Raw genomic sequence first — 23,867 nt, 5'->3', positions numbered from 1 at the left:
TTTCGTAACTTTGTACTCAGTCATTGCAAAAAGTAAAGAACTATGGTAAGAGAAAGAAAAAAGCGAATCTATCGCAAGCGAATACCTTATGGTATGCAGAATTTTGAGGATATGATTGAAAGGGATTGCTACTATGTAGACAAGACCCCATTCATCGAAGAAATAGAAGACTCTAATATGTACTTCTTCTTTATAAGGCCTCGCCGCTTCGGCAAGAGCCTTACCATCTCCATGCTTGAAAATTACTATGACATCAACAAGAAAGACAAGTTTGATGAAATTTTTGGCAAGCTCTATATTGGTGAGAATCCAACTCCCGAACATAATAGTTATCTCATCATCCATCTCAACTTTGCCATTATTGTAGGCGACCTAAACGACTACAAGCATGGCATGGACAATTATTGCAGGACGCAGTTTAATTACTTCGTGGATGTATATTCGCATCTCTTACCAGAAGGTACCAAAGAAGGCCTCAACCAACAGGAAGATGCCGTCAACCAATTAAACTATCTTTGCACCCAAAGCAAAAAATCTGGCCAGAAGATTTATCTCTTCATTGACGAGTACGACCACTTCACCAACCAGATTCTCGCACACAAGGAGCATGAGCAGAGATACCGCACACAGACCCATGGCGAAGGATATCTCAGAAAATTCTTTGATACCATCAAAGGAGCAGCAGGCGATACCTTGGCACGTGTCTTCGTAACAGGCGTTAGCCCTGTAACGATGGATGACCTGACAAGCGGATTCAATATCGGCACCAATTACTCCCTGGCTCCGGAATTCAATGAGATGACTGGATTCACAGAGGATGAAGTAAGAGATATGCTGGGCTACTATTCCAGTGTGTTGCCATTCAACCACAGCGTGGATGAACTCATCAAGGTGATGAAGCCGTGGTATGACAACTATTGCTTTGCCGAAGAGGAGTACGGAAAAACTACGATGTACAATTCTGTGATGGTACTTAACTTCTTAGACAAGTACATCCGCAACAACTACGACATTCCTAAGAATATGGTAGAGAGCAATGTACGCATCGACTATGACAAGGTGCGTATGCTTATCCGCCATGACAAGGAGTTTGCTCATGATGCCAGCATCATCCAGCAGTTGGTAACCCAAGGATTCGTCACAGGTAAGCTTGTGGAGAATTTCCCTGCCGAACGCATCAATGACCCAGACAACTTCCTGAGTCTACTCTTCTATTTCGGCATGGTAACGATAGATGGCACATACGATGGTAGCACCAAGTTCATTATCCCTAATGAGGTGGTGCGCGACCAGATGTATACCTATCTCTTGGATACCTACAAGGAGAATGATTTGACCTATGATAGTTACAACAAGGGAAAGCTAGAGGCTCAACTAGCATATCATGGCAACTACAAGGCATACTTTGAGTTCATCGCCGACAGTCTGAAGCGTTACTCTTCTCAGCGTGACAAGCAGAAGGGAGAAGCATTCGTGCATGGTTTCACCTTGGCGATGACCAGCCAGAACCAGTTCTATCGCCCTATCTCAGAGCTAGACAACGATGGTGGCTATGCCGACATCTTCCTTTCTCCGCTCTGCGACATCTACAAGGACATGGTGGACAGTTACATCATCGAACTGAAATACTGCAAGACCAATACCGCCGATGAGCAGCTGCAAGTTCTCTTCAAGGAAGCCTCTGCCCAAATCTGCCGCTATGCCAATAGCGACATCGTCAAGGAGTCGGTCAAGACCACTAAGCTCCACAAACTCGCAGTTATCTACCGAGGAGCAGAAATGGTAATGTGCGAGGAAATAACGGAAGAATAATACTGCAATATCTTACCTCAATAAAACAAGAAAAACTATATAAACAGTTAATCCCCCATCACGCAGCCAAAGCGTAGTGGGGGATTACTGTTTCTGATGGAGATAAAAACATAAAGTTTCCTAAATTATACCCTAGGGTATAATACCTTTTGGTATAATTTCGTAACTTTGCAGAGAATCAAGACTTTAAGTATATGAACAAGATACCATTCGAATATGGTTCTATCGCTGAAAATGAATATTTCATTGATAGAATTGAAGATAGAAGAGACCTCAAGACTTTTCTTGGAGGAGGCATCAACGTGATGCTGATTTCTCCAAGAAGATGGGGCAAGTCTTCCCTTGTCAAAGCCGCAATGGAAGAGCTGAAGCAAGAGCAGAAGGATGTGAGAGTATGCTATCTGGATGCCTTCAAGATTTTCTCTGAGGAAGAGTTCTACAACAAATTTGCAAGTGCAATTCTCCAGGGCGTTTCTTCCACGATGGAAAAGAGATGGGCTGACATCGTAAAGTTCATCCAATCCATATCTCCAAGCCTTACCATCAACAGCGATCCCGTGAATGCCGTAGAAGTAAATCTTAACTTCAAGCCCCTGAAGGAAAGTGCCGAGGAAATTCTCAATCTTCCAGAAAAGATTGCCAAGGCAAAAGGCATCCATGTCATCGTGTGCATTGATGAGTTCCAACAATTGGCAAACCTGCCCGACTGGAAGCGCCTGGAAGGAACCATGCGTTCGGTGTGGCAGGGACAGCACAATACGACCTACTGTCTCTATGGCAGTAAACGCCACATGATGATGGATATATTCGGCAACTCGAAGAATCCGTTCTACCGTTTTGGACAGATGATGACCTTGAAAAAGATTGCCAAGGAATACTGGAAGCCTTTCATCCACGACAGTTTCTACAATCACGGCAAGTCTATCAGCGATGATATGATAGAGCGAATCTGCAATACCATGCAATGCCATTCCTGGTATATGCAGCAATTCTGCTTTCTCATCTGGACTCGTACAGCAACAGAAGTAACAGAGGAAATCTATCAGTCACAGCTCACCAAGCTTCTGGATACCAATGCCGATATGTTCATTACCGATATTGATGGCATGCCTGCCTCTCAAATAGCATTCCTGCGTGCCGTCTGCATGGGAGAGACTCATTTCAATGCCCAACAGGTTGTAGCAGAATATGGACTCGGTGCTCCACGCACCATCACCAAGAACAAAAAGACTCTTGTAGAAAGAGACTTCATTGAGAAATCGGGCGATGGCTTCAAGATGGTTGACCCTGTTTTCGAACTATGGTTCAAACGGGAATACTGCAACATTTTGCCTCAATAAGATATAGGAGAAACAATGTAAACCGATTAATTCCCCATCACGCAGCCAAAGCGTGATGGGGGATTTCTATTTTTTAGCAAAGATTAATAAGCAAATTAGCCAGTATCTCACAAAATATCAATACCTTTGTACCCATGAAACAGATTATGAAGAAATTATTTCCACATACTTTGTGGAACAGAGATACAACTTCTCTGTTGGGATGTGCAGCCAGTAAATTTATCGTATTCGATATCATCTGGTGCTTGCAGACTACTTTCACCTCTTTTTCCCTGCCAGAGGTGTATGTCAATTCCCTATTGGCAGCTCTGCTGTTCATCCTCCCATTTATGCTTACCGGTAAGAAATGGCAAGAATATCTCGTGCTCTTTATTCTAGACGGACTGCTCATCAGCAACCTGATGTATTGCCGTACCTACAACTCGATGATACCTCTGGAAAGTTATCTGCTGGCTAGCAATCTGAGCGATTTTACGGCGAGTGTGATTGACTCGATGAGATGGATAGATGCCCTACTCCCGCTATCTACACTTATCTGCATCTATTCTCTCCATAAGAGAAAGAACCGAGGAGCAGAAGCGTTTGGAAGAGAGCGAGGAGCTTACGCCCTGCGAATCAAGCAATATGCCTTAACCACACTTGCAGCATTCCTGCTTTCTGTTATTTTAATCTTTACTAAAGGAGGAACAGAAAAGGCATTCAATAACTTGGATAATGCCAACATGTACACCTGCAAAGTGCCAATGTACACCATCTTTGGCAATTTGATACACGAAGCGAACCAACAAAAAACGATATTTACCCCTAAGATAAAAGCAGAAATTGATAACTGGATGAAACATCAACCAGCCTATCAGCCACTCGCTGACAGTATCGCCAGAAAGAAAACCCTAGTAGTCATCTTCTGCGAATCGCTAGAAAGTTGGGTAATCAACCGTAAGGTAGAAGGTAAGGAAATCACTCCAAACCTGAACCGTTACATCGCCGACAGTCATACTCTCTATGCTCCACACGTTCTCACTCAGGTGAAAGGCGGACGCAGCATAGACGGACAGCTTCTGGTAAGCACAGGTCTGTTGCCGCTGATGAGCGGATGCTACGCCATGCAATTTCCTTTTACCCACTATCCTTCATTGGTTAAGGCGATGAAGGAAGAGCATCCCGACCTGAGTTCTTATCTGATGACGGTGGACAAGCCTATCACCTGGAACCAGTCTGTGGTGGCAGAAAACTTCGGCATCAGCCAGATGTTCTTCAACGACCAGTGGGTGAACGATGAGAAAGTGGGCAGCCGCAAGAAACTGGGCGATGTATCCTTCATGAAGCAGATTGTGGCAAAGCTCAAGAAAGGCGGAATCATGAAGAAGGGAAAAAGTAATTATTTGCAGATTGTAACTTACTCCGGTCACAACCCATTCATCCTGCCCGACAACCTGAAGCGCATTCATTTTAAAGGTGATTATCCGGAAAAGATGCGCGACTTCATGATCATGGCCAACTATACCGACCACGGTTTGGGCATCCTCCTCGACTATCTGAAGAGTCGCCCGGACTACAAGGATATGATGATTGTGATAATTGGCGACCACGAAGGTCTTGCTGCCGACCGCAAACCTATCTGCGAATCGCCAGCCGCCAAAGGCATCGTAAGCGACAAGCAGTTTACTCCTTTCATAGTTGTAAACGCTCCTGTAGGTGGAATATATAATAAGGTGATGGGACAGGTTGACCAATATCCTACCATCCTCAACCTGATGCATCTGGATCACTACAAATGGAAAGGTATGGGACAGAGCATCTTTGATCCTCGCAAATATCCTGCTGCTGTAGGTTCAGATAATATGAACGTAGAAACGACAGGTAATGTACCGGAAAAGGAAATCAAGCGACTCACCCAAGCCCATCGCATCTCGGATTTTCTGATTCGCTACGACAAAATTACAAAATAAGACTTCGACAAGACATGAACATCAAGTACAACAAAGCCCTATGGCTCATCATCATCCTGGCTATCGTGATGATGATTCCTTTTCTCGGACTCACAGATTTCAATACCAAGGGAGAGCCGCGCGAAGCGGTGGTTGCCTACACCATGCTGGAACATGGCAACTGGATTCTGCCTATCAACAACGGAGGTGATATCCCTTACAAACCGCCATTCTTCCACTGGTGCATCGCCTTCTTCAGCCTCTTCATCGGCCATGTGAATGAGTACACCTCACGCCTGCCATCTGCCGTATCGCTGGTATTGATGACCATCGGCGGTTTCGTGTTCTATGCCAAGCGCAAGAATGCCCAGACCAGCCTCATCGCAGCCATCCTTACGCTTACCGCCTTCGAGGTACACCGTGCGGGTATGAACTGCCGTGTAGATATGGTGAACACCGCCTTCATGGTGGGAGCCATGTATCTGCTCTACCGCTGGTGGGAGAAAGGAAAGCACCAGTTGCCTTGGCTCGCTATCCTCTGCATGAGTGGCGCTACGCTTACCAAAGGTCCTGTGGGCATCATCCTGCCTTGCTTTGTGATGGGCGTATTCATGCTTACCCAACGTGAGAACTTCTGGGGCATCGTATGGCGCATGGCTCTAACCGCCCTGCTCTCGCTCGTTATTCCTTTCTGCTGGTATTATGCAGCCTATCTGCAAGGCGGCGACGAGTTTCTGCGCCTGGTGAAGGAAGAGAACATCGACCGATTCATGGGCAAGATGGCATACGAATCGCACGAGAACCCAGCGTGGTACAACCTTCTCACGCTCATCACGGGCTGGTTGCCTTACACCTTATTATTATTGTTCTCGCTCTTCATTCTGCCATGGAAGAAGTTCTCGAAGACCCGTTTCCTTGAGAATGCGAAGAAGGCTACTCCGCTGCAGGTGTTCACCTGGCTCGCTTTCCTCCTGGTACTCTTCTTCTACTGCATCCCAAAGAGCAAGCGCAGCGTTTATCTGCTGCCATGCTATCCGTTCATGGCCTATCTCATCGCCGAATACATCGTTTGGATGATGAAGGAGAAGATGGGAGCCTTGAAGGTTTATGCCGGAGTGATTGCTTCGATAACCCTGATTCTCAATATCGCCCTGCTGGTGGTAAAAAAAGGATGGGTGCCAGAAAGCATCTTCCACGGCAAGCATGCCATAGACAACATCGCCATGCTTCATGCGCTCGAAAACAACGATTTGCTCATCCCATGCAGCATCTTTATGGTTATCACTTTGGGGGGAGTTTACCTCATCTTCAGAGCACTCAAGAAGAAGAATTCAGGCAATATTGTTTCATATACTCTTGCCACCATCGTGGGGCTCTTCCTGATGCTCGACTCCAGTCTGCAGCCACCTGTGCTCAACACGAAGGCAGACAAGCATCTGGCGCCGGTTATCGAAAAGAAGTTTGATACCAGCAAGCTCTACTCTTATATGTCGGTAGATATGCTGCATTTCTTCAGCCTCAACTTCTACCTGGGCGATAAGATCCAGCAGTTTGACAAGGTATTGCCACAGGATGGCGTGCTGATGATTCCGGAAGAAGACATGCCTGATTTCCTTGAGAAATTCGGCAAGGACTACACCTTCCAGAAAGTTTGGGAAGTAAGAAAAACGGTAGAATGGCACAACAAGGTAGGTTTCTACCGATTCGTGAAGACTAGTGCCAATATTGCACTCAACAAATGATTAGTGATTAATGATTAGATACAAAAATAGCATCGGGATTATAAGTACCGATGCTATTTTTGTATCTAATCATTATACTCTTTCTTCGATGAAGTATCGAGGGCGGCGCTTCACCTCGGTATAAATCTTGCCGATATAAACACCCGTGATGCCTACGCCCGTGGTGATGATGCCTCCGATAAACCACATGGAAACAAGCATGGAGGTCCAGCCCTGGATGGTCTTGCCCTGGAAATATTCTACCAAGGCAAAGATAATCATGATGATTGCGACTAAAGTCATCGCCAGACCCAGGAAGGTGATAAACCTAAGAGGGGCTACGGAGAATGAAGTGATGCCATCTATACTGAAACTCAGCATCTTGGTAAACGGATACTTACTCTCACCCGCCTCACGAGCCTTGCGGTCGTAATAGACGAATCCCTCTCGGAAGCCCAACTGGCGTACGATGGCTCTAAGGAAGAGATTGCGCTCTGAATACTGCATCAGCGCCTTTAGGGTGCGGTTGGTCATCATGCGGAAATCGGCATGATTGTAAACCGTCTCCTTATCCACACTCTGCATCAGTTTATAGAAAGCCTGGGCGGTAAAGCGCTTGAAGAAGGTATCGGTTTTGCGCTCCTTGCGTACACCATAGATGATATCCTTGCCTTCCTGCACCTGGCGCACCATATCCACGATAACATTCTCATCGTCCTGCAGGTCGGCATCGATACTTACCATCGCATCACAATGGTCTACCGCAGCTTCCATACCTGCCCAGAGCGCATTCTGATGGCCCCGGTTATGCGACAGTTTGATGCCATGCACATATCCATGTTCCTTGGCAGCATCCAAAATCATCTGCCAAGTATGGTCACGACTGCCATCGTCGACAAGCAGCAGTTCTGTGTCGGCATCAGTCTCTTTCTTAATCTTTCTGATCAATGCCCCCAGCACATCTAAGGTCTTAGGCAGCACTTCTTCCTCGTTATAACAAGGGATAACTATCAATATCTTCATTTATACGCCAGTATTTATTCAGATGCAAAAGTAACTCATTTTTTCTATTTAAACAAGAAAAACGGTTAATATTTTTTATTCTTGATATATTTTTCCCGTTTTTCTCCATTCTTTCTTACCATTTCCACTTTACCTGTATCTCCAGATCGGATTGCGAAGAGCGGGGGATTTCCTGCAAACCCGAAGAGATGTGAGAACGGTCGAAATAATCGGTTGTACCCAATTTGGCGATAAGCAGCAGATGGGAACCTATCTCTGAACGTGCCACCAAGGTGTAACGGATGCCCTCGCCGTAGTAGCTGCCGAAACTCATCTGATAGAGCAGACCAGGTTCATAAGCGTAGATACGGGAGGCAAAATCGGAAGTATGGAAATAGCCCAGGCAGCCTCTCAACGTTCCTTTCAACTGCTTCTTCCATTTCCATTCCCATCCTATATGCTCGCTCACCATATAGCCTTTACTTAGCTCATCGCCCTCATTCTTCATCGTACTTTCTGCCTGGCTCATCGTATAGTCTAAACTGGTTTTGGCGCTCCATCGTTTTTGGGATATTGTGGCATAGAGACGCAGACGGCCGGTCGTGGTTCCCGCCTTATCCTTATAACGGAACCTTCCTCCTACCGTCAGCACTCTTGAGGGCTGGAAGAGAATATTCACCAGATTATCCCAACTCTGTGTACTCTCCCTGGTCTGATACTTAGGCCAGGCAAAATAGGCGAAATCGCTGTAGGCTGTGATGCTCCAATGATGGGCAGGAATCCAGGTAAAGCCCAGATATACGCCGTTTTCATCCTGCACATCGCTCCCCTCGGAAAAACTGTTGCTGAAGAGAGAATAATATCGGGCAGAATAGAACCTGTGAAGAGCCATGAGCGTGAAATGGTCGGAACAGAGATAGGAGGCTGCATTGAGCGTGGCTATGGAACCGCAATCTCCAGTAGCCGTTTCGCCGGAGAGGGTGAGGCGATGGGAGATGTATCCATAGCTGATACTGGCATTCCAGAAGGCATTCCCCTCTGGAGCAAAACGCTTGTAAAGCTGGCTTTTATTGGGCGTGAGCGGCAGGGAGAAAGAGGTATAAAAGGCTGTACCTCCGATGTGCCAGCCCTGATGCCGGTAACTGATGTTGCCTCCCACAAGTGTATTGGATGCGACCTTCTGTTTAGCAATCTCATTCACCGTACGATGCAAACCGGTCTGCAGGATGGTCTTGATGCCCCCGCCGCCAGCAGAAAGCGTAGCATCTATCTGGCGATAAGAAAGAAAGCCGGTCAGTTCCAGTCCCTTTAATAAGGTATAAGTGGCTGCTGCGCCTTGCAGATAATTGGCTGAAGAACGGGAAGAATGACCGCGGATGATGCAGGAAGATGATCTGCCCAAGGAGGTTAAGGCTGAGAGTTTGCCGAAGCCGAAATCATTATTGAGTATCAGTCCCAATCCTACGTTCAATCTGTATCTGCCCAGGGTGATATTCTTCCATCTGCCCAGGTTCTTTACCTGAAGATAGAAGGAATAGAAGTCGTAACCCATCGTGTTCCTGCCTCCGAAGAATGGTTCGCCGGCATCCTGAGAAGCTACGAATCCCAGTTTGACGGAATTGCCGTAGCGAAACAGATAGCGCAGTCCGTGCTTATAAGGATAACCCAGATAGCCGTCGGTTCCGCTCGCATCGCCCTTGCGCTCATAAAAAGGAACCTTCAGCATGCCCATCACTTCGTGCTTGCCATACTGGGCGATGTTTTTAAGACTGGGGAAAGCCGGCTTGCTCCCGTCATCGGCCACATAGAAGAAACAACTCATCAGCTGGCGCTGGTACCAGCCGATGCTGCTTATCAGGGTAAGCTCGCTCATACTCTTCAGCTGGCCATAGCGGTAAATATAGAACAGGATGTCTTCTACCTGCGATGCAGTAAGAAACGGCATGCGCTCCAGTTCTTCTCTCGTTGCCGTATTCAGATTGACGGGATGCTGCGCCATCTCCTCCAAATCTTCTTCATAGTCCTGCCAGGCTACATGCTCGAAATCTTCGGATGAAGAAAGGTCGGACAACAGTTGCTGCCAAGGGGGCGAAGCGGAAAGAGAATCTTCAGGCGCGGCGCCCTGTTCTGAAAGAGAGAAAGATTGGGCTTGAGCCCATGAGGCACAGAAGATTTGGGAGCTGCCTACGAGAAACAGTTTCAACAAGAGGGATGTTATGGAATGAGCATGCTTCATCTGCAGTAGGCACTTCATTTATTAAATTAAGACAAAGTTACTGCTAAAATCTGAAAAAGAGAAAGAAAAAGCCAAGAATCTTTCTCAAATTGAGAAATAATCTGTAATTTTGCGGCGTAATTAGTAACACAAAGGGGCTTACACCTCTTTATATATAGAAGAAGCTCCACGAAGAAAAGGAGCTGGACAAAGAACTTTGAGGAGATTTACATGAAACAGAAAATATGCTTTTTACTGGCGATGCTCTTCTGCATCACCCTGCAAACCATGGCGCAGACCGATGGCGACAACCCTGAAGACAGGGAGGTGGACATGGATGCCCCTACCTTTGAACCGATGGTGAAGGTAGGAAAAGTGCTCCTGGATCATGACAGCGTGCAATATGTTCAGGTGAACAACGTGTACGTTTATCCGCAGCCAGTATTCAAGAACGCCAAGGAACGAATGGCTTACAACCGTTTGGTATACAACATCAAGAAGGTGCTGCCGATAGCCAAAGAGGTAAGAAGGATTATCATCGAAACGGGTGATTATCTGGAAACGCTGCCTAATAAGAAGGCAAGAGATGCACACATGAAACTGGTGGAGAAAGGTATCAAACAGGAATATACCCCGAGAATGAAGAAACTCACCTATGCACAGGGTAAACTCTGCATCAAACTGGTGTATCGCGAATGCAATTCCTCATCCTATCACCTGATTCAAGCCTTTCTGGGTCCTATCCGTGCCGGATTCTATCAGGCATTTGCAAGCCTCTTCGGTGCCAGCCTCAACAAGAAGTACGACCCGAACGGCGTTGACAGATTAACAGAAAGAGTGGTAAGACAGGTAGAATCGGGGCAGATTTAACCAGCTCATCTTATTCAGAAAGCCCATACACTTAGGTATAAAAGCATTTCCAGTCAATAGGAATTGCTTTTATACCTAAGTTTTTTTGTTGATACAAGCAGAAGAAATCTCCGTTCATCGACGTTGAATGTCCGTTCAGCGTCGATGAACGAAGATTTAAACAGACAGAAAAAAGAAATGTTCCTAAGAAAAGCAACAACTTTTCCTAGGAACATTTCCTTTTATATTCGAATGGGATGCCCACCTATTCCTCAGTATAAAGCACCTGAATCATAGTCTGGCCAACCGCCTTAAGCACATTCTTATCCAGATGAGCCATATCATCGCTCACAGTGTGCCAGGTAGGACCGAAACTGCTCTGCTGGCAGTCTGGATAATAAGCAATCACATCTACAGTAGGAATCTTAGCCTTCTCGTTAACCGGAATATGATCATCAGTAATCATTCCGCCATCGCTCTTAGGGAAGTAAGAGCCAAAACCAGCCTGACGGGCTGCAGCCCAAACCTTCTTCACGATGCCACCGGCATACTGCATAGACATACCTTCACGATAGAACTTGGCTCCCTGTCCGCCCACCATATCGAGGAGGATTCCGAAACGTGGATTATATCCCTCAGGCTTGTTCTCGCTCCAGTACTGGGCACCCAATGCCCAAGTATCGCCATCGTCCTGAACATCAGCCCACTGAGGTGTTCCCCAGTCTTCGGTATCGAAACATACGAAATCTACGCCGATGTTGGGATTCAGCTTCTTGTCAGCCTGCAGCTGGCGGGCTATCTCCAACATGACGGCTACTCCGCTGGCTCCATCGTTGGCTGCCATTACAGGCTTGCGCCAGTTGGTGCTGTCGGGGTCGTTGTCGGCCCAAGGACGGCTGTCCCAATGAGCACAGAGCAAGATGCGGGTTTCAGCCTTCGGGTTGTAATGGGCGATGATATTGGTATTCTTCAGGATGGTACCATCATAGCCCTTGAGGTCAGCCTTCTGGGTTTCTACCTCACAACCAAACTGCTTGAACTTGCTCACAATCCATTCGCCACACTTGTCGTGCGCCTCGCTGTTCATGACGCGAGGACCGAAATCGCATTGTGCGGCACAATAAGCCAACGCCGAATCGGCATTAAAGGCAGGACCTACAGGATTCAGCTTCTCTGCTTCCTCTACCTCCTGAACCTCAGGCGAACTCGAACTGTTCGCATTCTTATAGCTAATAGCTCCAGCTACCACTCCGGCAGCAACTACCAAGCCTAAAATTATCTTCATTTTCTTCGTCATCGTATTTACTTTGAACTTTCAGATTTGAACTTTGAACTTTATGATTACTTAATAACTATCGAATTGGCTTTCCCTTTGGCCGCCGAACGTTGTTTCTTCGTTCTTCACTCTTCATTCTTCACTTTCCAAAGTTCTGTACCTGCGTCATCACTCTGAGCCAGTTGCCTCCCCAAATCTTGACAATATCCTGCTCGCTATATTTGCGGCGCAACAGCTGGAGGGTGAAATTGATGAGTTCAGAAGAGTCGGCGAGCCCCCGGATGCCGCCGTCTCCATCAAAGTCGGTACCCAGACCTACGTGGTCGATACCCATCACATCGATGGCATGCTCAAGATGGGCGATAGCGTCCATGATGTCGGCTTCACCCTCTTTACGCAGGAATCCGTGATAGAGCGTGGTATGAGCCACACCACCCTTTGCTGCGAGGGCACGCATCTGGTCATCGGTCAGATTGCGAGGCACATCGCAGAGCGCACGGCTGCTGCTATGGCTGCAGACAATAGGCGTCTGGCTGATATCAAGTGCATCGTAGAAACTCTTCTCGCCACCATGACTCAAATCTACCATGATGCCCAGACGGTTCATCTCATGAATCACCTTCTCGCCAAAACTGCTCACACCATTATGGGTATTGCAGCCGCGGGCACTATCGCAGATATCATTATCACCATTATGGCAGAGCGTGATATAAACGATGCCGCGCTGGGCGAAATGCTTCACGTTACTGATATCGTGCTCCAGGGCGAGACCGTTCTCGATGCCGAGCATGATGCTCTTTCTGCCCTTCCGCTTATCGCTATAAAGATCGGTAGGAGTGCGGGCTATGCTGAGATACTGGCTGTTCTTGCTCACAATCTCTTCTATCTTGTCGAAGATGAGGTCGGCATACTGCGCAGGTCCCTTTACATCGAAAGCCACCTTGCTGCTGAAGCTCTCGCCTATCTGAGGCTGTGGCAGGTAAGCTACCATCGTGGTAGCATCCTGATGACCATCGGTCATCTTATGGAGATCAACCAGGATGCGGGAATCGCGGTGATCAAACTTGATGCCCTGAGGGAAGAACATCGGAGTATCACAATGGGTATCGAGCGTAAGGATGCGCTTATGCAACTGCTTGGCTGCATAAAAGTTGTTAGCCTGATTAACCAGCCATTGGAAAATCTTCAATCCTTCTTCTTCCAGCCATTCCGGATGCCATTGCACACCGAGAATCTGCTTATATTCGCTACTCTCTACTGCCTCTATAATATGGTCGGAAGATTTGGCGATGGTGCGCAGATGCTTGCCTGGCTCGCTTACCGCCTGATGGTGGAACGAGTTGACAAAGATCTTCTCCTTATTATATATATTATATAAGGTGGAATCTTTCTTGACTTCTACGATGTGGGTAGGTTCGGTACGGTCGGCATCTTGGCTGTGCTTTACCAGCTGCTTGATATCCTGGCACACCTTTCCACCCAGCGCAATAGCGAGGGTCTGGATGCCCCGACAGATGCCAAGCATCGGAATCTGGCGGTTGAAAGCCAATCGGGTAATCATCAGTTCGGCAGCATCACGTTCCTGATTGATGTTGTGAAGACGGGGAGAAGGCTCTTCGCCCATCCACAGCGGATTATGGTCGCCGCCACCCGTCAGAATCAATCCATCAAGATGCTCCAAGGTATTGACGATGACCTGAGCATCGGCAACAGGAGGAATAATGACCGGCGTACCGCCAGCCGCTATTACCTGCTTATAATAACGGTCGCGAAGCGTAGCATCGATACCTTCATAATTGGCAGTAAGGCCAATTACAGGCTGATGCTTCGCTTCGGGAAATCTAGAGTATGCATCCTGGAGATGCGACTCTAAGTCAAATGTTTCCATTTGTTTATCTTTCAAAAAATAATGATTCAAGATCTTCTAAAAATCGTACTCAAGTATGGAGACTCTTATATTAATCTTCATCGAGAAGTACAGGAATCTCACGCTTGATGCTCTGCTCAAGAGAGATAAGCGTTTCGGTAGAAACCACACCAGGGATAGCCTGAAGCTTATTGTTGAGCAGATCCATGAGCTGCTCGTTGTCGCGGGCATAAAGCTTAATCAGCATGGTGTATGAACCGGTTGTAAAGTGGCACTCTACGATTTCAGGAATGTTCTGCAAGCGCTCTACCACCTTTTTATACATATTACCGCGCTCCAAGTTCAAACCTACATAAGTGCAGGTAGAATAACCCAGGCTTTTAGGGTTTACATCAAAACCGCTACCGGTGATGAAACCATCCTCCATCAAGTGCTGAACACGCTGATGGATGGCAGCACGAGACACGCCACATTCTGCGGCTACGTCTTTAAAAGGAATACGGGCATTCTTGGAAAGGATGCCGAGAATCTTTCTGTCTAGATTGTCTATTTTCTCCATTTCGTTTTGCTTTATATTATTCTATTTATAAGGTACTTTTCTATACCAGATAGCAAAATTAATAAAATCTATTGAAACAGCAAACAAAATGCACGAATATTTTGCAATATCCGTGCATTTTGTTGTTTTTTATACTGTTTTTAACCAAAAACCTTGGCATTTTGCTACTTTTAGTAGAAAAATCATACGCTTATCTGATAACCTCGGAGAAGTAATGATCACGCAAAGGTTTCACCACTTTATCACCCGTCAAAACTATCTGCTGCTTAAGACGGATGTCTTGAGAAGAGGCTCCAATCTTCAGTTCATACGTTCCTGGAGCTATGTTCCATTGACGATTGCCTCGATGAGAATAATAACCAAACTGATCAGTATAGAACCTGATGCATACTCTCTTGGTTTCGCCAGGATTGAGAGAGATACGGGCAAAGCCCTGCAACTGGATAGGATGAATCTGCTGGTTGCTCTGAGTTGGCGACAGATATACCTGCGCTATCTCATCGGCACGAACGTTACCCGTATTAGTAACCTCAAAGTAGATATTGCTCGACTCTGAAGCAGTAGAGAGTTCCTTAACTGCCTGCAAGTTCTTATAGGCAAAGGTAGTATAGCTCAATCCATAACCGAAAGGCCACTCTACACGGGCATCCTGCCGGGTGGAATAATTATAGCAGATAGGCTCATAAACCTCAGTATTAGGATAGCTGACACTCAGCTTGGCAGATGGTGAAATCTTGCCATAAAGAATGTCAGCCACAGCTGTACCACCCTCTTCACCAGGATACCAGGCCTGGATGACTGCTGCACAACGCTTGGCTATCTTGGAGATAACCTGCGCACGACCGCCGAAGACTACCAGGACTACAGGTTTGCCCGTAGCCAAGAGTTCCTCAACATATTCCTCTTGCTTACCAGGAAGCTTGAGACCATCTCGCTCACGGTTCTCACCACAGAGCATCACATTCTCGCCTACAGCAGCAACGATAACATCGCTTTCCTTTGCCATCGCCAAAGCTTCTGCCTTGTCTGCCTTCTCGCCTGAATCAACCTTGCGATGCAGGAGCTGATATTCCCAAGCACGCTTATCGCCAGACTCTTCAAACTTGGTCTCTATCTCCTCTGTCCAGTCACAACCACGAGAATACTTAATATTAATACCCTCAGGTTTACTTGCCTGCATTGCCTCTAGCAATTTAACGATATGTGGCAAGTGGCTATCATCCCACTTTTTCTTCCAACTCTGCCAGAAATAGAACATAGAAGGGAAAGAGTAGTCGCCACACATCGCCCAAATGGAATTGGCATTAGGACCCGTGAGCAAGATATTCTTAATCTGCTTGGTGCTGTTAACATCAGCCTCCTTCACAAGAGGCAAAACACCTTTATTCTCTAACAAGACGATAGACTGGCTAGCTATATCGTAAGCCGTCTGCCGTTCTTCCTTAGTATCAAGCTTTACATCCTCCGTACTATACAGATATGGATTTTTATCCATCAGTCCTGCACGAATTTTATAACGCAGAACATCCTTTACAGCACGCTCAAAGACTTCTTTCTTAACAAGTCCCTTATCCAAGGCTTCCTGTAAATACTGATAGTTTTCGCCTCTAGGGAAATCAACATCATTGCCACCATTGATAGCAGCCACAGCTTTCTGAAGAGGAGTATCTAGTCCCGGCAACTGGTCAATGGCAGTATAATCGCTCACCACCATTCCATCGAATCCGAGATAATCTCGCAAAATATCGTTGAGAATCTCACTATTTGCCACGCACTTGGTACCATGAACAGCATGATAACCCGGCATCAAAGCCTTGCTACCTGCCAGACGAATCATCGTCTCATGAGGCAAAAGGATATCTTCCATCATCTCCTTCTCATCAGCATCCCCGCCACCACCATATCCCAGATAGTGTTTAGAGCAAGCTCCCACTCCCTTCTTGAGGTTGCCCTGCTGAAGACCCTTGACAAAAGCAGTACCCATAACGGCAGAAAGATAGCCATCCTCACCATATGATTCTTCCAGACGATTAAAACTTGGAGTACGGCAAACGTCTACCATAGGGGAAAGCGACAATACGCCACCCATCTTGCGAAGAGCAGTACCTGTCTGCAAAGTCTTGAGCTCTGCCAACTCTGGATTGAACGAACAAGCCTGCCCTATCTGCTGTGGATAGACTGTTGCATCTTGCGTATTGATACCCGAAAGAACTTCCTCGTGAAAAAGAGCCGGGATTCCGTTAGGGGTATGATGCATCAACCAATCTTGTACAACAGCCACACGCTTTCGCAAGAAATTGGCATCAACCAATTCCTGACTGGCGTACTGGGAAAAATGTCCAATACCATAAGGAATGAGCTGCTTGCATTTGACGGTATCCAAATTGCCTTCCGCATCAAAAAGCTCATCCATATAACCACTTCTCAACTGAGCGATACGCTCTGGCTGTGACATTCTGCTGTAGAGTTCATCTACCTGTTGGTTCACTTGCTGCTCCCTATTGTTTATGTTACAGCAACTAGCCATCAGCACAGTTGCACATACGGTTGTTGTAATTTGTTTCATCATTATCTTTTAGATTAAAAATATAATTATTGAAGTTGTTTATTTTCATGTGCAAAGATAATGCAAACGAGCGCAGAATATCAAGCTTGCTTGAATATTTTGCCGAGTGCAGCTTATCTTCTGCAAAGATAATGCAAACGAGCGCAGAATATCAAGCTTACTTGAATATTTTGCCGAGTGCAGTTTATCTTTTGCAAAGATAATGCAAATAAGAGAACTAACAGATTCGCTTTCCCGTTTTTTATGCAAAAGCAACAAACACAAACGTAAAAGAAACAAAAGAGCCAAAGATAACACTCTATCCTTGGCTCTTACCTTATTATATTTTAGTAGTAATTACTTGTTGAAATGAATTCAGTAATTACTTTCTCTTCTTTGAATGCGCAGCTTTCTTGGCTGCAGGTTTAACAACCTTCTTGTCGGCACTCTTTACTGCAGCTGCATCATCTTTCTGTTCGTCTGCTGGCTCTGGCTTAACCTCAGGCTTAACTATGCTAACCAGCTCAAGATCGAACACCAAAGTAGAGTATGGAGGAATCTGACCAGCCTGACGCTCGCCGTAAGCCAACTCGTAAGGAATGTAAACCTGCCACTTACTGCCCACAGGCATCAGAGTAAGCGCCTCGGTCCAACCCTTGATCAATCCGTTGGCACGGAACTTATCTGTCTTGCTGCCACCATGCTTGGATGTAGCATCAAAAACGGTACCATCAATCAGACGACCCTCGTAGATAACCTCTACCTCATCGCTTGCCTTAGGCACTTCGCCATGACCTTCGGTAATCACCTTATACTGCAAACCGCTAGGCAACACCTTTACACCAGGTTTCTTGGCATTAGCAGCAAGGAACTTCTCGCCGGCACCAGCCAAAGCTTCCTTCTGGAAATCGGCAGCAGCCTTAGAGGTAAAGAATGTAGTATCATTAGCCAAAGCTGCGATAAAACCATTCTGGAACATAGCATGGCTGATAGAATCGCCTGTGCTCTTCAACTCTTCCTTTGTGCCAGGATATACACGTTTCTCTACCAGTTTGGCAACCTCCATACCTGCAGAATAAGCTACGGTCTTAGGATTGATACCCATGGCAAGCGCATCCTTGTAACCACGAAGGAAATTCTCCATATAGGCAGTATCTACCTGAAAACTCTGCTGGATATAAGGAATCAGACCACGAGTGGCATTCATACCAGCTACATAACTCAAAGAATCGGCTGATGATTTCAACTCAACAAGAGTAGCCGCCTTCTTAACCTTCTTCTTGCTTGCAGCACTAGCTGTAAACAAAGAAGCACCCGCCACGAGGACGAGTGCTGTCATTAATATTTTCTTCATTTATAAGTCCTCTATAAAAATGAGTTCCCACAAAAATTACTTGCCACCTACTGAAATCAACTCAATCTTGAAGATCAATACAGAGAATGGCTTGATCTGACCCTGCTCGCGCTCACCATAAGCCAACTGCTGAGGAATGTAAACCTCCCAAACAGAACCTGCTGGCATGTGAACCAAAGCATCAGTCCAACCCTTGATAACCTGGTTAGCACGGAGATCTACGGCCTGACCACGCTTGAAAGAAGAATCGAATACCTTGCCGTCGATTGTCTTACCCTCGTAGTTAACCTTAACCATAGAGGTATCCTTTGGCATAGGGCCGTTACCCTCCTTGATTACCTTGTACTGAACACCTGAAGGCAGAGTAACAACTCCTGGCTTCTTCTTGTTGGCAGCGAGGAACTTCTCACCAGCAACCTTGTTAGGACCATATTCCTTCTCCATGTTCTTAGCCTTGATAGCCATCATCTTAGCCTGAGCAATCTGAGCAGCCTGCTCAACTGTCATCAAGCCCTTCTTGCCTGTAGTACCTGTGATGAAACCAGCCATGAAGTTCTTCAGAGAGATAGACTTTGTAGAATCCTCACCGAATACCTCGTGGTTGATGCCCTTAACCATCTGGTTAGAGATCTGCTGACCAATCTGGATACCTGCGTAGTAAGCAGCCTTCTTCTTGTCGTCACCAGCGTTGGCACCATCGTTAAGACCCTTGATGAAATCATCCATGTAAGCAGTATCAACGCCCATGCGCTCTACCATAAACTCCTTCAGACCCTGAGTCTGAGACATACCCATAGCATAGCTCATAGTATCTACATCAGTCTTGAGATCTGCCTTAGGAGTAGAATTGCCACAACCTACGAATGTAGCAGCAGCACAAGCCACGAGGGCTCCGAAAAATAACTTTTTCATTTCCTTATTTATATTTTAAATCTTTATTTTTATCTATTATATTCCAGGATTGCCTTTACTTCATTTAAATATATCTACTAACAGATTACTTAACGGCAACGAGCTCAACATCGAAAATCAAGGCTGAGAATGGAGGAATAGATGCACCAGCACCACGCTCGCCATAACCCAACTGATAAGGGATGAAGAAACGGAACTTGGCACCCTCGGTCATGAGCTGAAGACCCTCTGTCCAACCAGCGATAACCTGGTTCAATGGGAAGGTAGCAGTCTGACCACGGTCGTAAGAACTGTCAAACTTAGTACCGTCGATAAGCGTTCCCTCATAGTGGCACTCTACCTGATCGGTAGCCTTAGGAGCCTTGCCATTACCTTCACGCAAAACCTGATACTGCAAACCGCTCTTAGTAGTGATGATACCATCCTTCTTGCCGTTCTCGGCGAGGAACTTCTCACCAGCTGCCTTAGCAACCTTGCCCTTCTCGGCAGCAGCAGCCTGAGCCTTAGCCTCCTGCTCTGCAAAGAAGTTCTGTACCAACTCCTGAGCTTCCTGCTCGCCGAGCTGAAGCTTACCGGCGATGGCATCCTTTACAGCCTGTGCAAAATCATCAATATTCAAACTCTCTGCACCCATAGAAGCCAACTGGCGACCGATGCCGATGCCCAAAGCATAACTTACTTTATCCATAAAATTTATTTATAATAATGTATTAATAATCTTAAAATGTACTTTTTGTCCTTAAAACGAGTGCAAAGATAACATTTTTCTCGCTTAAAACGATGTTATTTGCAGAAAAATTGCTAAATTTGTGCATTCTTAATAAAAAGATTAAGAAAATATGAATAATTAAAACGTGATAAGATGAAGAAACTCGTATTTTTAACCGGTGCAGGCATGTCTGTGGAGAGTGGTTTCAAAACTTTCCGTGGCAATGATGGATTATGGGAAAACTATCCTGTAGAACAGATAGCTACCCATGAGGGATGGGAAGCTGACCCTACCCTAGTAACAAACTTCTATAATATGTTGCGCCATAAACTCTATGCTGCGCAACCTAACGAGGGGCATAAACTTATCAAGGAGCTGGAAAAAGACTTCGATGTGACGGTAATCACCCAGAATGTAGATAATCTGCATGAAAAGGCAGGTTCCAAAAATGTAATCCATCTGCATGGCGAACTGTCAAAGGTTTGCTCTTCACGCGACCCTTACGACTATCGCTACATCAAGGAATTACCTGAGGATGACTGCGAGGTAAAGCCGGGAACCGAAGCTGGAGACGGAAGCCTGTTGCGCCCATTTATCGTTTTCTTCGGCGAAAGCGTTCCTATGATTGAGCCGGCAGCCGAAGCTGTACAGCAAGCCGATATCTTCGTCATTATCGGAACCTCACTCAACGTTTATCCTGCTGCAGGTCTGATTTCATATACCAAGCCTCACATTCCTATCTATCTGATAGACCCGGGTGCCGTAAACACCAATGGATATTACAAGATAGAGCACATCATGAAAGGGGCTTCAGATGGTATGAAGGAACTGAAGGAAATATTGGAAAAATAAAAACATTCAGAATACCTAAACAATAAAATCAAACGGGGAAGCATCCATTGATACTTCCCCGTTTGCTTTTATTACTTTTATTTTCTTTCTATCAATAACATTCTGCATTACACAGCCTCAGATGTTCTGACTCCCATGCGAGCCTCGGCGACATTAACCACATAATCACCCAGTTTTTCGCATTCCTGAATGATATCCATATACAATGTACCTACACCATAGGTATAAAGATGGTTATCCACATCATCCAGGTTCTGGTTTCTCAACTGAGTACGATAATTATTAATCTCAGTCTCGATATTGTACGTATGGTTGAGATTGATAGAATGGCGTTCATGAGCAAACATATAGTTCATCTGAGTCAGCGCCTCATCTACCAACTTAAACATCTGATGAATGTTTTCACTCTGCTTGGCAGTAAACTCCTCCTTGTTTTCACCCTTACGCTTAATGGTGCGGGCAAGATTAAAGCAACTGTCACCAATACTCTCGATTTCAGAAATCTCACGCAACATCGCACGGATCTTCGCCTTGGTATCATCACTCAGATGAGCATCGCTCACCTGATCAAGATACTTGGCAATCTCTATCTCCATATTATCAGAAATACCTTCATACTTCTCAATACGCTCATAGAGTTTGTCGAAAGTCTTGGAATCCTGAGTTTCCAGCAACTCTCTCACCATACCAAACATACGATGGATGCGCTCGCCGAAACTGCCGATTTCCTGCTGTGCCTCGAAGACAGAAAGTTCTGGGGTCTTCATGATGCCAGCCTGGATAAAGCGCAAACGGAAATCTTCATCCTCCTTATCTGCCTTAGGCTTGATAAGTTTGCAGACAACTTTTTCCAACTGTGGGATAAACCAAATCAGAATGCCTGTGTTACAAACATTGAAACAGGTATGGAACATCGCCAGGACAATTGGCAACAACTTTGCCTTCTGTGCCGCAGACATACCACCATCAGGATCATACCCCACGATAGAGCAAACGAAATCTACAAATGGATAGAACAGGCAGAGAACCCAGATTACACCAAAGACATTGAATACCAGATGGGCCAAGGCTGCACGACGAGCCTGGGCATTGGCACCCAAAGCGGCAAGATTGGCTGTAGCGGTAGTTCCGATATTCTCACCCATCACCAAGGCAATACCCAGATAAATAGGGAGTACGCCTGTAGAACAGAGTAAGATGGTGATGGCCATCACAGCTGCCGAACTCTGTACGATACAGGTTATAAGTGTACCGATCAGGAGGAAGACTACAATCGTAAAATGACTCTTTGTATCAAAAGAACCAAAGAAATCGATAACCGCCGGATTATGTTCCAGATCAAGAGCCTTACCCGCACTACTCAACAGAACGAGCGAGAAGAAGAGGAAGGCGATACCAAAAAGGAAATCTCCGAAATAACGGCGCTTCTTACTATAAATCAGCATAATGCCGAGGAAGAACGCAGGGAATACGACAATCGTTAAATCTACATTATAACCCAGCGACATAATCCATGCCGTAAACGTAGTACCAATGTTGGCACCCATAATAACGGAAATTGCTTGGGCTAAGGTCAGCAAACCTGCATTTACAAAAGAAACCGTCATAACGGTAGTTGCAGAGGAACTCTGAACGGCACAGGTAATAAAGGTACCTGTAAGCATTCCCGTAAATCGGTTGGTTGTCATAGCGCCCAAAATGTGGCGCAACTGAGATCCTGCCATCTTCTGCAAGGCCTCACTCATCACCTTCATACCATAAATGAGCAAAGCTAAAGAACCGAGAATCTGAAAAAAAATCACAAGATATTGACTTGTATCCATATTCATTTGTATTTGTGGAAATGTTTGTTACGTTTCGATTGCAAATATAATAAGAAATTCCGTTATTACGAAATATTTGTTACCGATATTTCAAGTTGTAACAGTATTGTAACATCCAAGACCCCCTAAACACAATTTTGGAAAAACTACATTTACGAACAGACAAACTGAATTAATAAGCTATATTCTGCTCTGAAATACGAAAAATGAAGAAATATTATGGTCAGTTTTGCCTCATATTTAATAAAAAACGAAAAAAGATGCCAAGAAACTTTGTTTTCTCCTTTTTTTTTTGTTTCTTTGCCTTATAAAACTAATAATAGTCATAATTTATGGGAAAAGGTAAAAAAGGTGGCAAAAGAATGAACAAAGCGCAGCTCACTGAGATGCTGCAGGAATTCTTTGCCGAAAGACCGGGCGAAACGCTCAGCTTTAAAGAGATATTCCGTTCCCTCCATCTTACGACGCATCCGCTCAAGATGCTGGCGATTGACATTATGGAGGAAATGGCATGGGATGACTACCTGGCTAAGGTAAGTGATAATTCTTATCGCCTGAATCAAAGCATACAGGTGATGGAAGGTAAATTCGTTAGAAAGGCAAATGGCAAAAACTCTGTTATCCCTGATGATAGCGAGAAGCCTATTTTCGTTTCTGAACGTAATTCGATGGGAGCACTTAATGGCGACAGGGTGGAATTCACCTTCCTGGCTCGTCGTAAGAATCACATCAAGGAGGCACAGGTCAACAAAATCCTTGAACGCGCTAAAGATACCTTCGTAGGACGTCTGAAAGTAGATAAGGATCTGGCTTACCTCGTGACACCTGGCGATGTCTTTGCTCACAACATCATCATTCCTAGAAGAAAGGTGAAGGGAGGAAAGACCGATGACAAGGCAGTAGTCCGGATTATCGAGTGGCCGGATGGAGAAAACAAGAGTCCTATTGGCGAGGTTGTTGACATTCTTGGCCAGATGGGTGATAATGATGTTGAGATGAATTCTATTCTTGCTCAATATGGATTACCTTATAAATATCCAAAGAATGTAGAAGATGCAGCCAACAAGATAAGCGGCGAAATCACAGAACAGGATTACAAAGAA

The 23,867-nt window shown here is 45.6% G+C and carries 17 protein-coding genes (1 of these 17 only partly in view); 7 read left to right on the top strand and 10 right to left on the bottom strand.

The features are described 5' to 3' along the window. Positions 1 to 42 precede the first annotated feature (42 nt). The 4 genes from RCO84_RS13940 to RCO84_RS13925 all read left to right on the top strand — a co-directional run bounded on the left by RCO84_RS13940 (position 43) and on the right by RCO84_RS13925 (position 6,822). On the top strand, positions 43 to 1,812 hold the full coding sequence (locus tag RCO84_RS13940; RefSeq protein WP_144153529.1) for an ATP-binding protein: 1,770 nt from the start codon (positions 43 to 45) through the stop codon (positions 1,810 to 1,812). 194 nt (positions 1,813 to 2,006) lie between these two features. Next, positions 2,007 to 3,152 carry an AAA family ATPase gene (locus RCO84_RS13935; RefSeq protein WP_144153527.1) on the top strand — a complete coding sequence of 382 codons (1,146 nt, stop codon included), beginning with the start codon at positions 2,007 to 2,009 and terminating at the stop codon, positions 3,150 to 3,152. 146 nt (positions 3,153 to 3,298) lie between these two features. Continuing rightward, positions 3,299 to 5,101 carry an LTA synthase family protein gene (locus tag RCO84_RS13930; RefSeq protein ID WP_260849669.1) on the top strand — a complete coding sequence of 601 codons (1,803 nt, stop codon included), beginning with the start codon at positions 3,299 to 3,301 and terminating at the stop codon, positions 5,099 to 5,101. A gap of 14 nt (positions 5,102 to 5,115) precedes the next feature. Beyond that, entirely contained in the window at positions 5,116 to 6,822 is a 1,707-nt protein-coding gene (locus tag RCO84_RS13925; protein WP_144153525.1) for an ArnT family glycosyltransferase, read from the top strand. A 72-nt stretch (positions 6,823 to 6,894) separates the two neighbouring features. Here the strand turns inward: RCO84_RS13925 and RCO84_RS13920 are convergent, their stop codons facing one another. Together RCO84_RS13920 and RCO84_RS13915 are read right to left on the bottom strand one after the other, a co-directional pair. Further along, complete coding sequence (locus tag RCO84_RS13920; protein ID WP_317585418.1) at positions 6,895 to 7,824, bottom strand: glycosyltransferase family 2 protein; 930 nt, start codon at positions 7,822 to 7,824, stop codon at positions 6,895 to 6,897. A gap of 115 nt (positions 7,825 to 7,939) precedes the next feature. Continuing rightward, positions 7,940 to 10,057, bottom strand: a complete 2,118-nt coding sequence (locus RCO84_RS13915; RefSeq protein ID WP_317585417.1) for a helix-hairpin-helix domain-containing protein — start codon at positions 10,055 to 10,057, stop codon at positions 7,940 to 7,942. A 192-nt stretch (positions 10,058 to 10,249) separates the two neighbouring features. On the opposite strand from RCO84_RS13915, the gene RCO84_RS13910 reads away from it, so the two are divergent. Beyond that, positions 10,250 to 10,888 (top strand): DUF4294 domain-containing protein, encoded by a 639-nt coding sequence (locus RCO84_RS13910; protein ID WP_264956861.1) that lies wholly within the window; start codon positions 10,250 to 10,252, stop codon positions 10,886 to 10,888. Between the two features lie 244 nt (positions 10,889 to 11,132). Here RCO84_RS13910 and RCO84_RS13905 read toward each other — a convergent pair whose 3' ends face one another. The 7 genes from RCO84_RS13905 to RCO84_RS13875 all read right to left on the bottom strand — a co-directional run bounded on the left by RCO84_RS13905 (position 11,133) and on the right by RCO84_RS13875 (position 20,068). Then, positions 11,133 to 12,164 (bottom strand): M28 family peptidase, encoded by a 1,032-nt coding sequence (locus tag RCO84_RS13905; protein WP_022120172.1) that lies wholly within the window; start codon positions 12,162 to 12,164, stop codon positions 11,133 to 11,135. 118 nt (positions 12,165 to 12,282) lie between these two features. Beyond that, a complete protein-coding gene (locus tag RCO84_RS13900) occupies positions 12,283 to 14,031 on the bottom strand; it encodes a membrane dipeptidase (protein ID WP_317585416.1) in 1,749 nt (582 codons plus the stop codon). 70 nt (positions 14,032 to 14,101) lie between these two features. Beyond that, positions 14,102 to 14,569 (bottom strand): Lrp/AsnC family transcriptional regulator, encoded by a 468-nt coding sequence (locus RCO84_RS13895; protein WP_006848151.1) that lies wholly within the window; start codon positions 14,567 to 14,569, stop codon positions 14,102 to 14,104. Positions 14,570 to 14,759: 190 nt separating this feature from the next. Beyond that, positions 14,760 to 17,138: a glycoside hydrolase family 3 C-terminal domain-containing protein gene (locus tag RCO84_RS13890; RefSeq protein WP_317585415.1), complete on the bottom strand. Its 2,379-nt coding sequence runs from the start codon at positions 17,136 to 17,138 to the stop codon at positions 14,760 to 14,762. Positions 17,139 to 17,496: 358 nt separating this feature from the next. Continuing rightward, the gene (locus tag RCO84_RS13885; protein WP_317585414.1) at positions 17,497 to 18,468 is read right to left on the bottom strand and encodes an FKBP-type peptidyl-prolyl cis-trans isomerase; all 972 of its coding nucleotides are present in this window, start codon (positions 18,466 to 18,468) and stop codon (positions 17,497 to 17,499) included. A gap of 36 nt (positions 18,469 to 18,504) precedes the next feature. Continuing rightward, complete coding sequence (locus RCO84_RS13880) at positions 18,505 to 19,380, bottom strand: FKBP-type peptidyl-prolyl cis-trans isomerase (RefSeq protein WP_117587468.1); 876 nt, start codon at positions 19,378 to 19,380, stop codon at positions 18,505 to 18,507. A gap of 85 nt (positions 19,381 to 19,465) precedes the next feature. Continuing rightward, a complete protein-coding gene (locus RCO84_RS13875) occupies positions 19,466 to 20,068 on the bottom strand; it encodes an FKBP-type peptidyl-prolyl cis-trans isomerase (protein ID WP_317585413.1) in 603 nt (200 codons plus the stop codon). Between the two features lie 174 nt (positions 20,069 to 20,242). On the opposite strand from RCO84_RS13875, the gene RCO84_RS13870 reads away from it, so the two are divergent. Further along, positions 20,243 to 20,941 (top strand): SIR2 family NAD-dependent protein deacylase, encoded by a 699-nt coding sequence (locus RCO84_RS13870; protein ID WP_006848157.1) that lies wholly within the window; start codon positions 20,243 to 20,245, stop codon positions 20,939 to 20,941. 107 nt (positions 20,942 to 21,048) lie between these two features. Here the strand turns inward: RCO84_RS13870 and RCO84_RS13865 are convergent, their stop codons facing one another. After that, positions 21,049 to 22,764 (bottom strand): Na/Pi cotransporter family protein, encoded by a 1,716-nt coding sequence (locus RCO84_RS13865; RefSeq protein WP_287798031.1) that lies wholly within the window; start codon positions 22,762 to 22,764, stop codon positions 21,049 to 21,051. A gap of 332 nt (positions 22,765 to 23,096) precedes the next feature. On the opposite strand from RCO84_RS13865, the gene rnr reads away from it, so the two are divergent. Continuing rightward, positions 23,097 to 23,867 carry the start of a ribonuclease R gene (rnr, locus tag RCO84_RS13860; RefSeq protein WP_144154364.1) on the top strand. Its footprint extends 1,527 nt past the window's final position, so the window shows 771 of its 2,298 coding nt (coding positions 1-771); it begins with the start codon at positions 23,097 to 23,099; the stop codon falls past the right edge of the window.

Origin of the sequence: Segatella copri (assembly GCF_949820605.1) — a bacterium.
Lineage (GTDB): Bacteria > Bacteroidota > Bacteroidia > Bacteroidales > Bacteroidaceae > Prevotella.
This window is presented reverse-complemented; position numbering and strand designations above follow the sequence as displayed.

What these genes read in the sequence shown, in the direction of transcription:
- RCO84_RS13940 (WP_144153529.1), top strand. Translation starts at nt 43, where the DNA reads ATGGTAAGAGAAAGAAAAAAGCGAATCTATCGCAAGCGAATACCTTAT.
- RCO84_RS13935 (WP_144153527.1), top strand. Translation starts at nt 2,007, where the DNA reads ATGAACAAGATACCATTCGAATATGGTTCTATCGCTGAAAATGAATAT.
- RCO84_RS13930 (WP_260849669.1), top strand. Translation starts at nt 3,299, where the DNA reads ATGAAGAAATTATTTCCACATACTTTGTGGAACAGAGATACAACTTCT.
- RCO84_RS13925 (WP_144153525.1), top strand. Translation starts at nt 5,116, where the DNA reads ATGAACATCAAGTACAACAAAGCCCTATGGCTCATCATCATCCTGGCT.
- RCO84_RS13920 (WP_317585418.1), bottom strand. Translation starts at nt 7,824, where the DNA reads ATGAAGATATTGATAGTTATCCCTTGTTATAACGAGGAAGAAGTGCTG.
- RCO84_RS13915 (WP_317585417.1), bottom strand. Translation starts at nt 10,057, where the DNA reads ATGAAGTGCCTACTGCAGATGAAGCATGCTCATTCCATAACATCCCTC.
- RCO84_RS13910 (WP_264956861.1), top strand. Translation starts at nt 10,250, where the DNA reads ATGAAACAGAAAATATGCTTTTTACTGGCGATGCTCTTCTGCATCACC.
- RCO84_RS13905 (WP_022120172.1), bottom strand. Translation starts at nt 12,164, where the DNA reads ATGACGAAGAAAATGAAGATAATTTTAGGCTTGGTAGTTGCTGCCGGA.
- RCO84_RS13900 (WP_317585416.1), bottom strand. Translation starts at nt 14,031, where the DNA reads ATGGAAACATTTGACTTAGAGTCGCATCTCCAGGATGCATACTCTAGA.
- RCO84_RS13895 (WP_006848151.1), bottom strand. Translation starts at nt 14,569, where the DNA reads ATGGAGAAAATAGACAATCTAGACAGAAAGATTCTCGGCATCCTTTCC.
- RCO84_RS13890 (WP_317585415.1), bottom strand. Translation starts at nt 17,138, where the DNA reads ATGATGAAACAAATTACAACAACCGTATGTGCAACTGTGCTGATGGCT.
- RCO84_RS13885 (WP_317585414.1), bottom strand. Translation starts at nt 18,468, where the DNA reads ATGAAGAAAATATTAATGACAGCACTCGTCCTCGTGGCGGGTGCTTCT.
- RCO84_RS13880 (WP_117587468.1), bottom strand. Translation starts at nt 19,380, where the DNA reads ATGAAAAAGTTATTTTTCGGAGCCCTCGTGGCTTGTGCTGCTGCTACA.
- RCO84_RS13875 (WP_317585413.1), bottom strand. Translation starts at nt 20,068, where the DNA reads ATGGATAAAGTAAGTTATGCTTTGGGCATCGGCATCGGTCGCCAGTTG.
- RCO84_RS13870 (WP_006848157.1), top strand. Translation starts at nt 20,243, where the DNA reads ATGAAGAAACTCGTATTTTTAACCGGTGCAGGCATGTCTGTGGAGAGT.
- RCO84_RS13865 (WP_287798031.1), bottom strand. Translation starts at nt 22,764, where the DNA reads ATGGATACAAGTCAATATCTTGTGATTTTTTTTCAGATTCTCGGTTCT.